The organism is Paenibacillus sp. OK003, from assembly GCF_900109515.1.
GTDB lineage: Bacteria > Bacillota > Bacilli > Paenibacillales > Paenibacillaceae > Paenibacillus > Paenibacillus marchantiae.
The window spans coordinates 284,863-301,596 of the sequence record NZ_FOBD01000009.1; the positions used below are offsets into that span (position 1 = coordinate 284,863).

Consider the following 16,734-nt stretch of genomic DNA (forward strand, 5'->3'; position numbering starts at 1 on the left):
ACATTTAGTTATTACTAAGTGTCAATGATGTGTTAGATAAACTCACAATAATTTGCGTTCTTTCATGGTCTGTAATGCCATCAAAACGCCATATTTAACATGAGAGTACGTTAAACCGCCCTGCATATAGCCAATAAAAGGCTCACGGATAGGCGCATCTGCAGACAATTCAAGGCTCCCACCCTGTATAAACGTACCTGCCGCCATGATGACAGGGTGCTCATAACCCGGCATGTCCCAAGGTTCAGGAACTACATGGCTATCTACTGCAGCAGCTCGCTGTATCCCTTGAACAAAGGCAATTAAATGCTCGGCCGAACTGAATTGAACAGCCTGAATCAGATCTGTACGCATCTCGTTCCATGCCGGTTTGGTTACAAATCCGGATGCAGCAAACATCGCCGCAGCGAATGCGCTCCCTTTAATGGCCTGTCCCACAATTGTCGGAGCCATGTAAAGTCCTTGGTAGATGCCACGAGTTGTTCCCAACATCGCGCCAACCTCACCGCCAATTCCAGGAGCAGTCAGACGATAGGCTGCCAATTGGACGTACTTTTCCTTCCCGCATATGTATCCACCGGTTTCCGCCAGACCTCCACCGGGATTTTTAATCAGTGAACCTGCCATCAGGTCTACCCCGATTTCAGTTGGTTCACGTTCCTCCGTGAATTCACCATAACAGTTATCCACAAATACGATGACATCTTCCTTGATCGCCTTTACCCGTGCAACCATATCAGCGATTTCTTCAATACAGAAGGAAGATCTCCAATCATATCCTCTGGAGCGCTGAATGCCAATGACTTTTGTCGCTGCATGGATACTTTTCTCGACCGCCACCCAATCTACTCCGCCATCTTCTAACAGAGCCGTCTCTTGATAGCCAATACCGAAATCCCGTAATGATCCTGTTCCATCACCAGGCTTGCCAATGACCTTATGCAATGTGTCATAGGGCTTACCCGTAATGTACAACAACTCGTCACCTGGACGGAGAACACCGAACAAAGCTGTAGCAATAGTATGTGTACCTGATGCAAAATGGGGACGCACCAGTGCCGCCTCTGCACCGAACACATCGGCATATACTTCATCAAGCACCTCACGCCCGCGATCGTTATAAGCGTAACCCGTTGAACCCGCAAAGTGAAAATCGCTGACTTTCCTGCGCTGAAAAGCATTGATTACTTTCCATTGGTTATGATCGGTAATCCGGTCTATCTGTTGTAATTGCCCTTCAATCTGGCGTTCAACCTGTTGTTGAAGTTCAATAATCTCTGAATCAAAGCTTGCCATCTTGCTTCATTCCCCTTCATAGCACGAATCTGACGTCAAATATCAATTATCGTGTCAACTTATCATACAAATATGTCATCGATGTTACAGTTGTATGAAATCTTCAAGTAAATAACCGAATTTCTCATACTCACCTTTTTGCAGCTCCACTTCATAAATCACATCATTATCTTCAAATGTGGTCTCAACCACATCGCCTATTTTGTAAAGTACAGATGTAAGATCCCCACGCTCAGCCGGAATACGGAACCGTTTGGTAGCGCCAGTCAATTCAGCTTGGATAAGCTCACGAATTTTCAGCAAGTCATCTGCATCCAGTGCACTCACTTTGATATGTTCTTTATCCAAAGGAAGCATCTCAAGCTGCTCCGGTGTACAAGCATCCTTTTTGTTATACAATACCAATTGAGGCTTGTCCCCTGAACCTAGTTGCTGCAAAATCGTGTGTACAGTTCTCATCTGGTCTTCACGCATTGCAGATGATGCATCGACCACATGTAATATAAGGTCCGCTTCATTCACTTCCTCCAGCGTAGCACGGAAAGCCGCAATCAGATCATGAGGAAGGTTTTGTATGAACCCAACCGTATCTGTGAGTACGATTTCTTTACCACTTGGCAGTTCCATCGTCCGCGAGGTTGGATCCAGTGTGGCAAACAGCTGATCTTGAATGTACACATCTGCTGCTGTTAATTGTTTAAGCAAGGTGGACTTACCCGCATTCGTATAACCTACAAGGGCTACCTGAACGATCCCCGTCTTTTTGCGACGCTCCCGGTGCAGCTTGCGGTGACGTGTCACTTCTTCCAAATGACGCTTCAAGTCATCTATGCGGCCACGAATATGTCGACGATCCGTCTCCAGTTTACTTTCACCTGGTCCCCGCGTTCCAATTCCGCCACCAAGTCTGGACAAATTCTTCCCGTGACCCGACAAACGTGGTAATAAATAGCTCAACTGTGCCAACTCAACCTGGATAATACCTTCTCTTGTGTTGGCGCGCTGCGCAAAGATATCCAAAATCAGCTGGGTGCGGTCAATAATTTTGAGATCCAACGCTTCTTCCAGGTTACGAACTTGAGCACCGGACAGCTCCTGGTCAAAAATAGCTGTTGTTGCTCCCATTTCCTCAGCCACTGCACGAAGTTCTTCCACTTTCCCTTTACCAATAAACCATTTGGTGTCCCGGGTTTTCAGGTTCTGTGACAATACACTCAGCACTTCCACGCCTGCCGTCTCGGCCAGTTTTACCAACTCCTCAAGGGAGTACTCCGGGTTAATACCCGAACGTTTGACCTCATCGGTAACCAGACTTACCAACACGGCGCGATCCTTCTTCACCATATCTGTATCATGTGTTCCATTTGTCATCGTGTATATTCACTCCTTCTATTACGTTTCCGCATGCTTTAAGCCGAACCGGTTAACCCGGCCGGCTGCGTTAAAAATTATATTATCGCTTACTTTTGCTCAAACTTCAAATCCTCTGTGCGGATAGTCATCAGCTCTAGTTTTCCCGGATTTCCCTGGGTATATTGTTCCAATAGTCGAACTGCCTGATGGCGAATCGATCGTTCAATGGCATTTCGGACATATCGGGCATTGCTGAACGCATGAAGAGATTCATTTTTTTCCTGAAGCAGATGCTGCTTTAGTTTGAGTATAGTCTGTGGCATGAGAATATAGTCACGTTCCTTGGCCATAATCTCGGAGATTTGAATCAATTGATCAATGCTATAGTCTGGAAATTCAACCTGAATCGGAAAACGGGAAGGTAATCCAGGATTCGTCTGCAGAAAAAAATCAATCTCTTCCGAGTATCCCGCTAAAATGAGGATAAATTGATTCTTATTATCTTCCATTGACTTCACAAGAGTGTCGATCGCTTCCTTCCCAAAATCCTTCTCGCCCCCGCGAGCCAGACTGTACGCCTCATCAATAAATAAGATTCCACCCAATGCCTTTTTGACCAAATCCCTCGTTTTTTGTGCCGTATGCCCGATGTATTCCCCGACCAAGTCTGCACGTTCCACTTCAATCAAATGACCCTTACTCAATACACCCATCTTCTGAAACAGCTTCGCAACGATTCGTGCTACCGTTGTTTTTCCGGTTCCCGGATTGCCTTTGAAAATCATATGATATACGTGCGCCCCACTGATCAGACCAGCTTCGGTACGCATCTGGGCAATCTGTAAGAAAGCATAGATTTCAAAGACTAAATCCTTGATATTTTCCAGTCCAACAAGCTGCTCCAATTCACCTTGAATCTCCTGAAAATGCGCATGTTTGGCTAAACCTTTTGCCGCCTGTATTGCTGTCTCTTCTTCTTTGACCAGCATCTGAGGTTCCTGGTTACGCAAAACAACATTAATTTGTCTGGATGGTCTGCCTCCCGGTTGCCCTCCTGCAGCCATGACCCGTCCGTTCATTCGCCATCACCTCTATTTTATCGGGCTGAACTCTCCTGATTATTAATGTATTCTATCAGGTGCTCTAATATTAGAAGGATGGCGAAGAATTCTGCGACTTTTCCATGACTCAAATCTGAATATTTTTTCTGAACTCCCCATTCTCAAACAAGGTTTGTCTATGCTTCAAGGACAGTTGGAAATACGGAAACACATGTGCATCAATGGCATGCAACAAATCCTTTGCTGTCCGGTTCGCCAGATCATAATCCCCCGTCGTAATGTGCTTACGTGAAAGAGCATCTTCAAGTTCATCTTCGTCCAGCAAAAATATTTCTCCATCCTTCAGGACAACGACATCCAGATACAGATCATCAAACCACGGAACACCTTGATCGGTTATGCCCTGGCTGCGGCATGTATCAATGTACCATTCAACAATCCGCTCCTGATCGTCAAACATAGCCGTCACAACAAAATGCTCGCCTTTCGGATAATACTGCAACCAGGAATAACCTTTATCCGCAATGCAGAAGGTGCTTCCTCCATAGGTTTTCCACAAAGGCTCTTTCAAATCTTGGATCGTATACAACGTAATGTAACCCGTAAAAATTTTGGATTGAACGAACCGGCATGTAAATTGTCGGTTCGTAATCCGGCGCCAGTTCGCGCGGTCCCCGAATTTCCGTTTCATACGAACCCCTCTTTGCCGACCACAGGTCCGTGACCTGCTGATATTGGTGAACAGCGAATAACGTCCGCATTACCGATTCCACAAGTCCCGGAATCCGCTTTGCACAACGTATTACGAATAGTTACAGCTTACCATATTTAAGTTATACACTCAAAATCAAGCTTTTCCTCATCTGTTAGAGAGCTCTGGTTCCACTTCAAACGTTACTAACACCAAAAAACCTGCTTCCCCAATATGAGGGGAGCAGGTTTTAGGTTGTAATTATTTAAGGCGGCTTATTCTTGTTAACCGCCAGTTCCAGCTTGAGAATCTGTCGGTGCATTCGTTTCTCCATTGTTGACGTTGTTTCCACCATCTGGTGGCGTGACTACTTCGCCCGGTGTCGTTACAGACCCATCATTTGAACCTTCACCCGTACCTCCAGGTTCTGTTGTTCCCTGTCCAGGTGAGGTGTTTCCTTCTCCGGTCTGTCCGTTCCCTTGACCTGTCCCGCCGTTGTTTCCATTATTCCCGTTACCATTGTTGCCATTTTCATTTCCGTTGCCATTGTTACCCTCAGAACCTCCATTCCCCGGCGAACCGTTGTCTGGATTTTCTGTTCCTGGCTGCTCTGTACCCGGTTCCGTTCCTGGCTCCGTGCCCGTATCTGGCTGTTCCGGTTCCAATTCCTCCGCTTCAATCATCAGCGATATAATGTTGGATGGATCCGTCTCCTGTCCTGAAGTCAGATCATAAGCTGTCACATAATACTCATAAGTAAGACCAGGGAGCGCACTTAGATCCTGCGCACTGGTCGAACCCACCGCATCTAAAAGATGGGTGAACTGTCCCTCAGATGTTTCTTTTCTGTAAATCCGATACTGTGTCGAGGAATCCCCCGTTGAAGTCCAGTTCAACGATACAGTTTGCGTAGATGGATCATACCCACCATTCAAACCACTCACTGAAAGCGTTGGCTGCTCTGGTTCTTTTTCCGGCGGAGGTGTCTGGGCTCCTGCGGGAGCTTTGAAGTCCTTCACAGGAACGCCTTTCAACGCATCTCCCATAACTTTGGCAAAGAACGCCGCTGACAGCTTACTGCTATTCTTGAGCATATGGGTTGCATCAGGATTGTCGTAACCCATCCATACTGCCGCAGTCCATTCTGGCGTGTACCCGACGAACCAAACATCACGGTTGGCACTGTTGCCGGAAATACCACTCTGAACGGTTCCCGTCTTACCTGCAACCGGTCGATCCAGACGCGCCGAACGACCTGTACCGTCATTGACTACATTTTGCAGCATCTTAGTCAGAGAATAAGCATTTTGCTCACTCATGACACGTGTTGTTTCCGATTTATCGTGCTTATAGGTCGTTTTCCCTGCGCTATCCTTAATTTCCTTAATGGAATACGCCTGCTGGTACTCACCCAGATTGGCGAATGCGCTATAGGCTTGCGCCATTTCCAGCGTATTCGTTCCTTTGCTAAGCCCCCCCAGCGCAATCGCTAGGTTTTTGTCTTCATCCGTAAGCTGGATACCTACGCTTTTTGCAAACTGAACACCTGTATTCACACCAATTTTGTTTAAGAGCCATACTGCCGGGATATTCTCCGATTTTGTAATGGCATCCGTCATGCTAATGGTTGAAGAATACCCATGCAAGTTACCCGGACAGTAATTGCCGAAGCATTGCTTTTCATTACTGAGAGGTGAGTTTGCATTGTAATCACCTGATTCAAGAGCCGGTGCATAAGTCACAATCGGTTTAAATGCCGATCCAGGCTGTCTGCGACTCTGTGTTACCCGGCTATAACCCTTCGTTTGATAATCCCGTCCGCCCAGCAAGGCGACGAGACTGCCGTTTTCATGGTTCATAATTACCATGGAGCCTTGGACCTGCTGATCATCTTTGCTTGACTCAAACAAACTATCATCCGAGAACGCACTCTCCATGGCTGTTTGAGCCTGAGCATCCATCGTCGTGTAAATTTTATACCCGCCGATATTCAGATCATCCTCCGTTTTACCAGTCACTTTCTCTGCTTCACGAAGAACATAGTCGATAAAGGCTTGATATTTCTGATCTTTCTCAGGCGGTGTATAATCATAATCTACTTCTTTGGCTTCATCCATTTCCGCCTTCGTGATGTAACCTTGCTCATACATCAGCTGCAATACCACAGCACGACGTGCCTTGGAATCGTTTGGATTGCTCAGCGGGTTATAGGCGGAAGGCCCTTTAGGCATCGCTGCCAATGTGGCAATTTGCCAGATCTTCAGCTCATTAAGGTCAGACACCCCAAAATAAAATTCAGACGCTGCCTTAATTCCATAACGCTGATGACCAAAGAAAATCCGGTTCAGATACATCGTCAGAATTTCATCTTTTGTGTACTTTCGCTCCAATGCCATTGCAATGGAAACCTCTGTCGCTTTGCGGAAGAAGGTCTTATCACGGGACAAGAACATATTTTTCGCAAGCTGCTGTGTCAGCGTACTGCCACCTTCCACCATGGAGCGGGCCATGACGTCTTTTACCGCCGCACGTCCGATGGACCAGATATCCACGCCCTGATGCTCGTAGAATCGTTTATCCTCCGTAGCAACAAAAGCTTCCTTTACTAAATCCGGAATATCTTCTTCTTTGACCGGCTCCAGCTTCTGAATGGACAACTCGCCCATTAACTGGCCGTTGCGGTCATATACTTTTGAAGTTTCATTAATTGTTGTTTTGTCCATGTTCGCTTTGAGCAGATTTTCGCCACTCACCATAATAAATAAATATCCACCCAGTGCACAGAATATGGCGATGGCCATGGTGAAAAACAGTGTCCATCCAACGCGTTTACCCGTAATTTTTTTCTTTTTAGAGGTCTTTGGCTTCGCTTTTTTGGTTGACTTGTTATTGCTGTTGCGATTGTTAGACCTCGACAACGGATCGTTTGGCATGTTACCTCCTGACTCCCTTTCAATTGCATAATTTCTATTCGTCTGCTGGCTCAAGCTCCATTGAGCTTATTTTGCCCGGAATGAAAAGAACAACCCTTATTCAGGTTGCTCTGTTTCAATTCCTATACTTGTAGACGAAATGGTTGATAAAAAGGTTTCGTAATTTTTTAAGCTTCGCCGCTATTATCTTGCTGCATCAGCGATACGCTGCGTTGCGGCGTGAACGTGGAGATGGCGTGCTTGTAGACCATTTGCTGGCGTCCGTCGCTGTCAATGACGATCGTAAAATTGTCAAATGCCTTGATCGTTCCGCGGATTTGAAAGCCATTGGTCAGATAGACCGTAGCAGGAATGTTTTCTTTCCGCAGTTGGTTCAAGAACGTATCTTGGATGTTGATGGACTTGTTCATTAGCCGTACCCCCATTGGTTCATTTGAATTCGTGTTATAAGTAATATTCAATATCGCTGAGTAGCTTTCGTGCTATTATATCATGAACGGATTCATATAATCCACAAAAACCCCTTGCCTGCTATTTTGCACCTATGCCTGAGCCTCGCTTGCAACTAGAAGACTTATCCATTATACACCGCTTGTCAGAATTGCAAAAGAGGGACAAATTCTACCTTTTCCCACGTTTCTCTTCTACTTTTCTGGATCAGTATACAGTTTCTCTTCTTCTCTGACTAACATAATATTTTGCCGATTTTTTCTATCATGGATTAAGAGTTTCAGGTATGTATTGGTATTGATTAGAACGATAATTAACCAAATTAAGGCGATAAGACCTCCTACGGCAAAACCAATTCCAAATAACCCTGAGAAAAAGAGATATAAACTTGCCACTCCGCTCGGTTCTGCACTCATAAAATCTTCCTCCTTCCCACTTTGCCTTAGAATCAAAATCAATTAGCCAGTCAGTTGAATTCATTTTAATATTTATGTTATTTTTTTACAATGAATTATTTGCTTAAATTTGTATACAACTCCGATTATTCCCTCTTATAGTGCCATCATTTTATATAAAAAGTAAAAACCTCCACCTTTTATTGCTAAAAGATAGAGGTTCTAAAGTCCTAAAGAGGTGGAAAATCCCACCCTCTATATTCAGTCAAACTTGTGTTTGATCATCTCACATACATGGGCATAATTCCCTGCAAAATCTTCGGTATCCGTCATATCCACCCATTCGATGTCCTTCATATGCCGGAACCAGGACAATTGCCGCTTGGCAAAACGACGCGTATCCCTTTTCAGCCACTCCACCGCAGCATCCCAGCTTACTTCACCCTGAAGATAAGCCGCAATTTCCTTATAACCGAGCCCCTGCATGGAGATATGTCCTCTCGCTACGCCGCGCTCCAGTAATGACTTGACCTCATCTACCAGGCCCTGCTCGATCATAAGATCAATTCGCTCTTCCACTCGGGCATACAACTTCTGACGATCCATGGTCAAACCCACAATAAGCAGGTCATATGGAGACTCTTTTTTCTGGGAAGCCAGCTGCTCGGACAACTTCTCACCTGTAAGGTGATAGATCTCCAGTGCACGAACAATTCGGCGCTGGTCATTCGGATGCAGTCGCTCTGCACTAACCGGATCAATGACCCTCAGCTTATCATGTAACGCCTGCGGGCCATGTTGCTCTGCATAACGGAACTGTTCATCCCGAAACGCTTCATCCGAGCCGCTGTCCGAGAATTGAAAGCCATAACATACCGATTCCACATACAGACCCGTACCACCAACAATAAAAGGCAATTTGCCGCGCTCATGGATTTCCCCGATCAGACGTGTGCAGCTCTCCTGAAATTCCGCCACGGAATAGGGGTATTCCGGTTCATGGATGTCGATGAGGTGATGGGGCACACCCTTCATTTCATCGCGAGTAATTTTGGCCGTCCCGATATCCATTTCGCGATATACCTGCATGGAATCCCCCGAAATAATCTCGCAATTGAACGCCTGCGCAAGCTCAATACTCATTCTTGTTTTGCCTACTGCTGTTGGTCCAACCAGCACAAGCACCTTCGGTTTAACTTCCGCTTTCAACATTAATCACTCCGTACAGTGTTTTTGCATTGCCCCGGTCGTGTACTTCAAAACCGAGTCTCGTAAACTCCGCGCTGCCGCGCTTCTCTTTCATAACTACCCGCTTGCGGGCAACTCGTTTCGCTTCAATAATACTCTGTTCATCCAATGCATTTGGATTTGCATAATCTCGCAAAGGCTGTATGGCGCTTGAATCAAGCATCGGTTCACGAAACATCGGATCGAAATATACCGTGTCACAGCTTCGGTCTGGCAAGGAACGCAGCAAATCAAGATGATTCGCATGCCGCAGTTCAATACGCCGGAAAGCTTCGTTAACCGCAGGCTTAATGCTCTCGTATTGAGACATGCCTTCTACCAATAAGGTGTACAGTGGGAGTGAGCTTTCACAGGCGATGACCCGACCACTTTTGCCTACAGCAACCGAGAATACCAGTGCATCGGTACCCAATCCTGCTGTACAATCGATAACGGTATCCCCTTCAAGGATTGCCCCCGCGTCCAGCATCGGATCAGCTTCTCCATTCAACACACGTTTGGCCCGAACAAATCCCATACTGGGGTGAAACTCAAGCAGCGGTGAATCGGGACGAAACAAACGAACTTTACCCTGAAGCACAACTACAATTTCATCTATTCCATAATGTGCAATCAGTGCTGGTAAAGACATTTTTTTGCGCGGTACATAGGTTCCTCCCGTTGTTTCCGCCAGGTTTCGTGCACGTTCCACAAGGTGGCCTGCTTCCTTTTCACCGGTTGTAATATACATAACTTCCTCCTAAATAGCTACATGACCCGTTTGAACAATTTCTCCAGATCATAGGTTGAAAATGACACCACAATCGGTCTCCCGTGTGGACAAGTATACGGTTGACGGCAAGCACCAAGACGCTGAATCAACACTTCCGCCTCCTGATCCGTCAATTTCTGATTGGCTTTGATGGACGCCTTGCAAGAGCACATAATAGACGCCGCTTCTCGCATCTTGGCAACATCAATACTACGTTCACTCAGCACCCATTCTGACATCTCTTCAATAATGTCTTTCTCGTCCCCTTTGGGGAACCAGAACGGGTGGGAACGCACCCGGAAGGTTTGCCCGCCGAAATGTTCCAAATAGACGCCTGCCTGCTCGAACCAAGCCAGTCTTGTTTTGAGCTTTTCGGTCTCGGATGGTGTGAACTCCAGTGTAATGGGCAGCAGCAGCTCCTGCGAAGCCTGAGCCGGATTGCCAAACTGCTCGTAGTAATACTCGTAATTCACCCGTTCATGGGCCGCATGCTGATCAATCAGATATAGACCATCTTGATTTTGTGCAATCAAGTACGTCCCGTGATGCTGCCCAATCAGGCTTAATTCAGGAAACGCAGGCATGGAAACATCCGATTTAACGGCAGATGCCAGCCTTGCCGGGTCCGGTAAACTTGGAGCCTTCCAGCTTCGCTCTCCTTTTGCACCTGCCGCAGATGGATTATATGATGAACGTCCTTCTCTAACCGGAGAATTCACCGAATTGGAACGATACGCAGAAGTCGGAGCCTGTGAAGTCGATAGTTCCTTATCCTCAGTTGAAGGTAAGGCATCTTTCGCAGCACGATCTGTAGCAGCACCGGAACTTCCACTCACAGCAGAAGCTGAATCGCTACGGGAACTTTCGTCATCACTATAATTATGCTTCAGAACATTAACTCCAGAGTCCCCGCTCAACATCCCAAATGGATCATAGGCTAGTGGTATCTCGGGTGGAGCTTCAGGCAAAGGCAGCGTCTGACCCTCCCCGTTTCCATCAGAACCTGATTGCACATCAGCCGGAGCATCCAAATCATCGTCCTCCGAAGTCATTTTAGTAAGGCCAGCATTTTTCCCTAATGGACCCTGTTGCCCATACCCTGGAGATTCCGATTCGTCCTTTAGAGGACCTCTCGGGAACAGAAATTGTTCCTGAATAAAGGAACTGTTATCTCCACGTCTGATTTGCTGCTTGGTTACCTGTGGAATAAGCACTTCCTTACGTAATATGCCACGCAGTGTCGTTTCCACAAACTCGTACAGTTCCGCTTCCTTGCTGAAACGAACCTCCAGCTTCGCCGGATGCACGTTCACATCAACCAGGGATGGATGCATTTCCAATTGCACCACGACAAGCGGGAACCGATTAATAGGCAGCAGCGTATGATACGCCTTCAGAATAGCCTGGTTGAGCCCATAATTTCGAATAAATCGTCCATTCACAATGGTCGACATGCCGCCACGATTGGCACGAGTCCATTCCGGCAAACTGATCAGCCCACTCACACGATAGTCCAGACTCTCTCCCTGAATGGGAAGCATCGCTTTGGCGGCGCTTGTACCATAGATTGCTGCAACCACTTGCAGCAGATCCCCATTGCCCAGCGTCTGAAGCAGCGTATTTTCATTATGTCGCAGTGTGAACGAGATATTCGGATGAGACATCGCCATGCGATAGAGAACATCCGAGATATGTCCCAGCTCAGTCTGGATCGTTTTCATATATTTAAGTCTAGCCGGCGTATTGAAAAATAGTTCTTTTACCTCAAAGTCCGTGCCTTGGGGTGAGGTTTCATCCTCATGTGAGAGAAGTTTGCCGCCCTCAATCACGATTCGGCGTCCTCGCCCATCATTCCCGCTGGCCGATAACACTTCCACCTTGGAGACAGCGGCAATACTCGCCAAGGCCTCTCCCCGGAATCCAAGACTTGTGATCTGGAACAAATCGCGGCCATGAGCTATTTTACTGGTTGCATGACGATAGAAGGCTGTTTCCATATCCTCTGGCTCGATACCAGCACCATTGTCTTTGACCCGAATACGGAGCAGTCCGCCCTCTTCCACCGTAACATCAATCTTGGAGGCGCCTGCATCCACCGAGTTTTCGAGCAGCTCCTTGACAACTGAAGCAGGCCGTTCGACCACCTCACCTGCTGCAATCTGGTTGGCAATATGTTCATCAAGCACATGAATTTTCGCCACAGGTTTTCCCCTCCCCTATACTCAGGATAATTGCTGTGCCTTCAATTTGAGATCATTTAGTATTTGCATCGCCTGAAGTGGCGTCATGTTCATTACATCAATATCTTTCATATTACGAATAAACTCCCGGGCAGGCTTGTCAAGGGCAACAACCTCCGTTTTCGGAGTTACACTTGGCTCTTCATCCCCAAAGATAGACAGTTGGACCACATCAGCATGTTTGGAGACTGACTGCTGCTTGCCATTTTGTTTTTTGTCCTGTTGTTTGCGTTCTGGAGCTTCAGGTGCAACAGCCAATTCAACAGTTTCCGCAGACTCACCTTCACGGATTAATGAGGAATGATCTGTCGGCTGGAACTCCACGCGCTGAACATCGTCATCACGTTGCTGCTTATCCCTCCCGGCAAATTCACTTCCAACCGCAACCTGAGCCGCCGCATGCTCAAAACCGTGCAGCAAGCCATTCGCCCGCTCAATGATGCTGTCTGGCAGTCCGGCAAGCCGTGCACAATAGATCCCGTAGCTGCTGCTGGCAGCCCCGGCGATCAATTTACGCAGGAAATTAACCTTGTCCCCGCTCTCCTGAACGGCCATGGAGTAATTCGCCAACTTGTCCAAACTCTCTTCCAGATGAGCAAGCTCATGGAAATGAGTTGATACCAGCGCTTTGCACCCAATGATATCATGCACATATTCAATGACGGACTGCGCAATCGCCATTCCCTCACTGGTAGACGTTCCCCGGCCCAATTCATCAATAATAATCAGGCTACGTGGTGTTGCTTTATCCGTCATGACCTGAATGTCGGCCATCTCCACCATAAACGTACTTTGTCCGCCGATGAGATCGTCTGCCGCACCAATCCGTGTGAATATACGATCCATAATCGGTACTTCAGCTTGTCCTGCCGGCACAAAACAGCCGATCTGAGCCAGAATCGAAATCAGCGCCACCTGCCGCATATACGTACTTTTCCCTGCCATATTTGGACCGGTAATCAGCAGAATGCGCGCCTCTTCCTTCTGCATCGCAGTATTGTTGGCGATAAAAGCACCATCTCGCATCACCGCTTCAACTACAGGATGGCGCCCCTGTTCCACAACCAAATCGTAACCATCGGTCAATGTAGGCCGTACGAAATTGCGCTCTGCACTGATGACGGCAAAGGATTGATACACATCAATCTCTGCGACCAGCTCAGCCAGCTTCTGCAGCCTGGCGATCTCCTGATTAAGCCGTTCCCGCAGTTCAGCGAACAAGCCGTACTCAATATCGACCATCTTGTCCTGAGCTTCCAGAATCAGCGTCTCTTTTTCTTTCAGCTCCGGTGTAATATAACGCTCAGCATTCGCAAGCGTTTGTTTCCGTTCGTAACGGCCTTCTGGCAGAGAAGCCAGGTTCGACTTGGTAATTTCAATATAGTACCCAAATACTTTGTTGTAACCAATTTTTAGCGAGCGAATACCAGTCGCTTCACGCTCTCTCGCTTCCAGTTCAGCAATCCACTGCTTGCCATTCACCGAGGCCTCCCGAAGCTCATCCAACCGCTCGTGGTATCCTTCACGAATTAAGCCGCCATCCCGCACCGACACGGGTGGTTCATCAACGATAGCCTGACCAATAGCATCGCGCAGATCACTGCAATCATCCATAATGCTAGCAATGTGCTGTAGCGTCGTGGAAGGCGAATCTGCACAATACTGACGTAGACCCGGAATTTTGTCCAGTGACAGCTTCAGTGCATTCAGATCCCGACCGTTGGCGTTACCGAAGGCAATCCGACCCACCAGGCGTTCAAGATCGTAGATGTCTTTGAGTTCTGCACGCAGATCTTCCCGCAATATAAACTGGTTATACAGCGTATCTACCGCTTCCAGACGTTCATTGATTTTTCCTTTTTGCAGCAAGGGTTTATCCACCCAACGACGCAGCATCCGGGCACCCATCGACGTCTCAGTGCGGTCCAGCAGCCAGAGCAGTGAACCTTTTTTCGAACGCTCACGTACCGTTTCCACCAGTTCCAGGTTGCGCCGAGTAAAGGGGTCCAGAATCATAAAGTGATCTGGCTCATACGTTGAAACCTGTGTCAATTGTCCAAGTGAACGTTTCTGTGTCTCACTTAAATAGGAGAACAGGCGCGCTATACAGGCTTGACGTTCAGGCTCCAGACGTGCCCATACCGCTTCGCCGAATTGCTGACGCACCAAATCTTCCTTGCTCTTCGTCCATGGTGTATACACCACAGGCCGACCGATTGGAGATGCCTGGGTAGCCACCGTATCCAGCAACGCAGCATCCCCCACCAGTTCCGAAGGTTCATAGATCCCGATCTCATCCTTGAGCCACTCTTGGGAGTATGGAACAGAGGTCACGTAAAGCTCCCCTGTGGACAAGTCACAGGCAGCCAGTGCAAGTGTGTTCTGGTTCCCTGTCAGGCAAACCATATAGTTATTGGACTTGTCCCCCAAGGTCTTGCCTTCCATTACCGTTCCGGGTGTTATAACTCGTACAATTTCTCGCCGTACCATGCCTTTGGTTACCGTCGGATCTTCCATCTGCTCGCAGATGGCTACTTTGTATCCTTTTTCAATCAAGCGCTGTATGTAATTGTCAGCCGAATGATAAGGCACACCGCACATCGGGATTTTATCTTCTCCCCCACCTGCGCGTGCTGTTAATGTAATTTCAAGCTCACGAGAAGCATTAACTGCATCCTCAAAGAACAATTCATAGAAATCACCTAATCTAAAAAAAAGAAAAGCGTCCTGCGCTTCGGCCTTCACTTGCAAATATTGTTGAATCATTGGCGTATACTGAGCCATGAGTATCCTCCATCCGTTCCAATGTTGTCAGGAAGAGAAGCTGTCCCGAAAGGAGCAATAAGGCGGTCAGGCACCTTATTCGTGCCACCGCCTCATGTTTCGGCATCCGCCGCTTCCCTCAAAGGTTGCTGTTCCATTTCTTCCATAACGATGATCAAAATCGACTTATTTCTCATTATACCAAAAAAGTGCCCAATCTTCATGAACCTGCGCGAATATTCCAGAGTTTGCGTATATCCCGACTCTCGTCCCATGTCCTGCCCTGTCTTAGCTGGTTAATTAATGGAGCGGCGTAGCGTTCATAACGCTCATAACCATCCATTTGGGTCAGATCATCCAGTAATGCCGGAATATGCGCCTGCATGACCTCACGGTTTCCTTCATAAAAGGCAGTATGAATTGCCGCCTCTCCCAAAGGACGTTGACGCAGCTGATGATAACCTCTCGCGATAAGACCAGCTAGAGCAACAACACCTTTGGCAACCAGAGGAGATACCAGAAAACTGGGTAACGTGCGGTATTCGAATCCTCCGTAAGATTTCAGTCGAAAATCACCCAATGCTCCATAACGTGGACGCCTGCCTGATCCTCGTGGATCCTGAAGAACGGCAAGCGGCAGCGCCAGATAATTGTCAAGTGCACGCAGCAGCTCCCCGTTTAGTGTAACGCCACTGAAATGAACATGTCCGCCGAGTGGCAAGCCGCGCTGGGGCATTCCCCCTGCCTGCCAGATCAGCGAGTGATCACTAATACTACGAGATGCGGCCGCAAAAGCTCTCATCAGATGAGCCAGCAGTTCGCGCGGCTCAGAGCTGGGGGCGGGTCGCAGTTCGGCTACCGGATATATCCGTCGTCCACCGATCGTCACGGAATCACAGCCGGCTACGCCTGTTCGTTCGAGGAATCTGGAGGCGGGCACGATTTTGGATTCTGGCATCTGCACAAGTAGGAATTCGGGGTCCATTCCAAGGATGGGGGCTGCATTACGAAGCCGCTCTTCATCCAGTTCGGACTGAAGCTGTTTCCAGCCTGCACGGTACATGGCAGAGAGATCCGTCATGCCCTTCCATGGCCTTGGGTCAATGGAGATGACAGAACAACCGCTCTTTCCTGACGCTTCCAGTCTTACAGCGCCGTGATCCAGTCCAACCGTATACAATGTTTTGGTGGCAAGCCGTTCAATACGTTTGAATAACGTTGATGCCGCTTCACGATCCAGCACACTTTCTTGCGCTCCACCCATGCCACTGGTGTCCCTACGTTTGATGCGAATCGCTTGCAGACAGCATATCTCCACATCGTAACGTACTCGCAGTCCCAACTCCCGGTCACGCCTGCCCTGCGATGCCAGCACTTCAATCCCGGATCGTTTCAGGCGATCTGCCCGTTCACGAGGGAGCATGCGTTCATATCGGCGCACCGCCTCCTCGGCCTCATCTATCACATTCATCCTGTCCCTCCTCCCAATTCTCGCCCAAAATGAAAAAAGAGGGCTTACGCCCTCTTCACTGCCGCTTGCGGCGCATATGATA

General features: G+C 47.8%; 12 protein-coding genes. All 12 read right to left on the reverse strand.

All coding sequences use genetic code 11. From position 1 onward, the window contains the following. Positions 1 to 42: 42 nt before the first annotated feature. Positions 43 to 1,296 (reverse strand): methionine gamma-lyase family protein, encoded by a 1,254-nt coding sequence (locus BMW94_RS16585; RefSeq protein WP_091000108.1) that lies wholly within the window; start codon positions 1,294 to 1,296, stop codon positions 43 to 45. Between the two features lie 84 nt (positions 1,297 to 1,380). Then, entirely contained in the window at positions 1,381 to 2,667 is a 1,287-nt protein-coding gene (hflX, locus tag BMW94_RS16590) for a GTPase HflX (RefSeq protein WP_024630468.1), read from the reverse strand. An 89-nt stretch (positions 2,668 to 2,756) separates the two neighbouring features. Then, complete coding sequence (locus BMW94_RS16595) at positions 2,757 to 3,728, reverse strand: AAA family ATPase (RefSeq protein WP_024630469.1); 972 nt, start codon at positions 3,726 to 3,728, stop codon at positions 2,757 to 2,759. Between the two features lie 109 nt (positions 3,729 to 3,837). Next, entirely contained in the window at positions 3,838 to 4,401 is a 564-nt protein-coding gene (locus BMW94_RS16600) for a ribonuclease FAU-1 family protein (RefSeq protein ID WP_024630470.1), read from the reverse strand. Between the two features lie 284 nt (positions 4,402 to 4,685). After that, positions 4,686 to 7,334 (reverse strand): penicillin-binding protein 1A, encoded by a 2,649-nt coding sequence (locus BMW94_RS16605; RefSeq protein WP_091000109.1) that lies wholly within the window; start codon positions 7,332 to 7,334, stop codon positions 4,686 to 4,688. A gap of 167 nt (positions 7,335 to 7,501) precedes the next feature. Then, positions 7,502 to 7,744 carry an RNA chaperone Hfq gene (gene hfq / locus BMW94_RS16610; protein ID WP_017687918.1) on the reverse strand — a complete coding sequence of 81 codons (243 nt, stop codon included), beginning with the start codon at positions 7,742 to 7,744 and terminating at the stop codon, positions 7,502 to 7,504. Between the two features lie 234 nt (positions 7,745 to 7,978). After that, positions 7,979 to 8,200 carry a hypothetical protein gene (locus tag BMW94_RS16615; RefSeq protein ID WP_091000111.1) on the reverse strand — a complete coding sequence of 74 codons (222 nt, stop codon included), beginning with the start codon at positions 8,198 to 8,200 and terminating at the stop codon, positions 7,979 to 7,981. 240 nt (positions 8,201 to 8,440) lie between these two features. Beyond that, positions 8,441 to 9,391 carry a tRNA (adenosine(37)-N6)-dimethylallyltransferase MiaA gene (gene miaA / locus BMW94_RS16620; protein ID WP_091000113.1) on the reverse strand — a complete coding sequence of 317 codons (951 nt, stop codon included), beginning with the start codon at positions 9,389 to 9,391 and terminating at the stop codon, positions 8,441 to 8,443. Beyond that, positions 9,372 to 10,157: a class I SAM-dependent methyltransferase gene (locus tag BMW94_RS16625; protein WP_091000115.1), complete on the reverse strand. Its 786-nt coding sequence runs from the start codon at positions 10,155 to 10,157 to the stop codon at positions 9,372 to 9,374. The genes miaA and BMW94_RS16625 overlap by 20 nt, the downstream gene beginning before the upstream one ends. A gap of 17 nt (positions 10,158 to 10,174) precedes the next feature. Further along, on the reverse strand, positions 10,175 to 12,379 hold the full coding sequence (mutL, locus tag BMW94_RS16630; RefSeq protein WP_091000118.1) for a DNA mismatch repair endonuclease MutL: 2,205 nt from the start codon (positions 12,377 to 12,379) through the stop codon (positions 10,175 to 10,177). 21 nt (positions 12,380 to 12,400) lie between these two features. Further along, on the reverse strand, positions 12,401 to 15,202 hold the full coding sequence (mutS, locus tag BMW94_RS16635) for a DNA mismatch repair protein MutS (protein WP_091000120.1): 2,802 nt from the start codon (positions 15,200 to 15,202) through the stop codon (positions 12,401 to 12,403). Between the two features lie 199 nt (positions 15,203 to 15,401). Continuing rightward, positions 15,402 to 16,652, reverse strand: coding sequence for a putative amidoligase domain-containing protein (locus BMW94_RS16640; RefSeq protein WP_254790260.1), 1,251 nt, complete (start codon positions 16,650 to 16,652; stop codon positions 15,402 to 15,404). Positions 16,653 to 16,734: the final 82 nt, after the last annotated feature.

Excerpts from the sequence above, each read along its gene's own strand:
- BMW94_RS16595 (WP_024630469.1), bottom strand. The coding sequence starts at position 3,728 with ATGAACGGACGGGTCATGGCTGCAGGAGGGCAACCGGGAGGCAGACCA.
- hflX (WP_024630468.1), bottom strand. The coding sequence starts at position 2,667 with ATGACAAATGGAACACATGATACAGATATGGTGAAGAAGGATCGCGCC.
- BMW94_RS16615 (WP_091000111.1), bottom strand. The coding sequence starts at position 8,200 with ATGAGTGCAGAACCGAGCGGAGTGGCAAGTTTATATCTCTTTTTCTCA.
- BMW94_RS16600 (WP_024630470.1), bottom strand. The coding sequence starts at position 4,401 with ATGAAACGGAAATTCGGGGACCGCGCGAACTGGCGCCGGATTACGAAC.
- hfq (WP_017687918.1), bottom strand. The coding sequence starts at position 7,744 with ATGAACAAGTCCATCAACATCCAAGATACGTTCTTGAACCAACTGCGG.
- BMW94_RS16585 (WP_091000108.1), bottom strand. The coding sequence starts at position 1,296 with ATGGCAAGCTTTGATTCAGAGATTATTGAACTTCAACAACAGGTTGAA.
- BMW94_RS16625 (WP_091000115.1), bottom strand. The coding sequence starts at position 10,157 with ATGTATATTACAACCGGTGAAAAGGAAGCAGGCCACCTTGTGGAACGT.
- BMW94_RS16640 (WP_254790260.1), bottom strand. The coding sequence starts at position 16,652 with ATGAATGTGATAGATGAGGCCGAGGAGGCGGTGCGCCGATATGAACGC.
- BMW94_RS16605 (WP_091000109.1), bottom strand. The coding sequence starts at position 7,334 with ATGCCAAACGATCCGTTGTCGAGGTCTAACAATCGCAACAGCAATAAC.
- miaA (WP_091000113.1), bottom strand. The coding sequence starts at position 9,391 with ATGTTGAAAGCGGAAGTTAAACCGAAGGTGCTTGTGCTGGTTGGACCA.
- mutS (WP_091000120.1), bottom strand. The coding sequence starts at position 15,202 with ATGGCTCAGTATACGCCAATGATTCAACAATATTTGCAAGTGAAGGCC.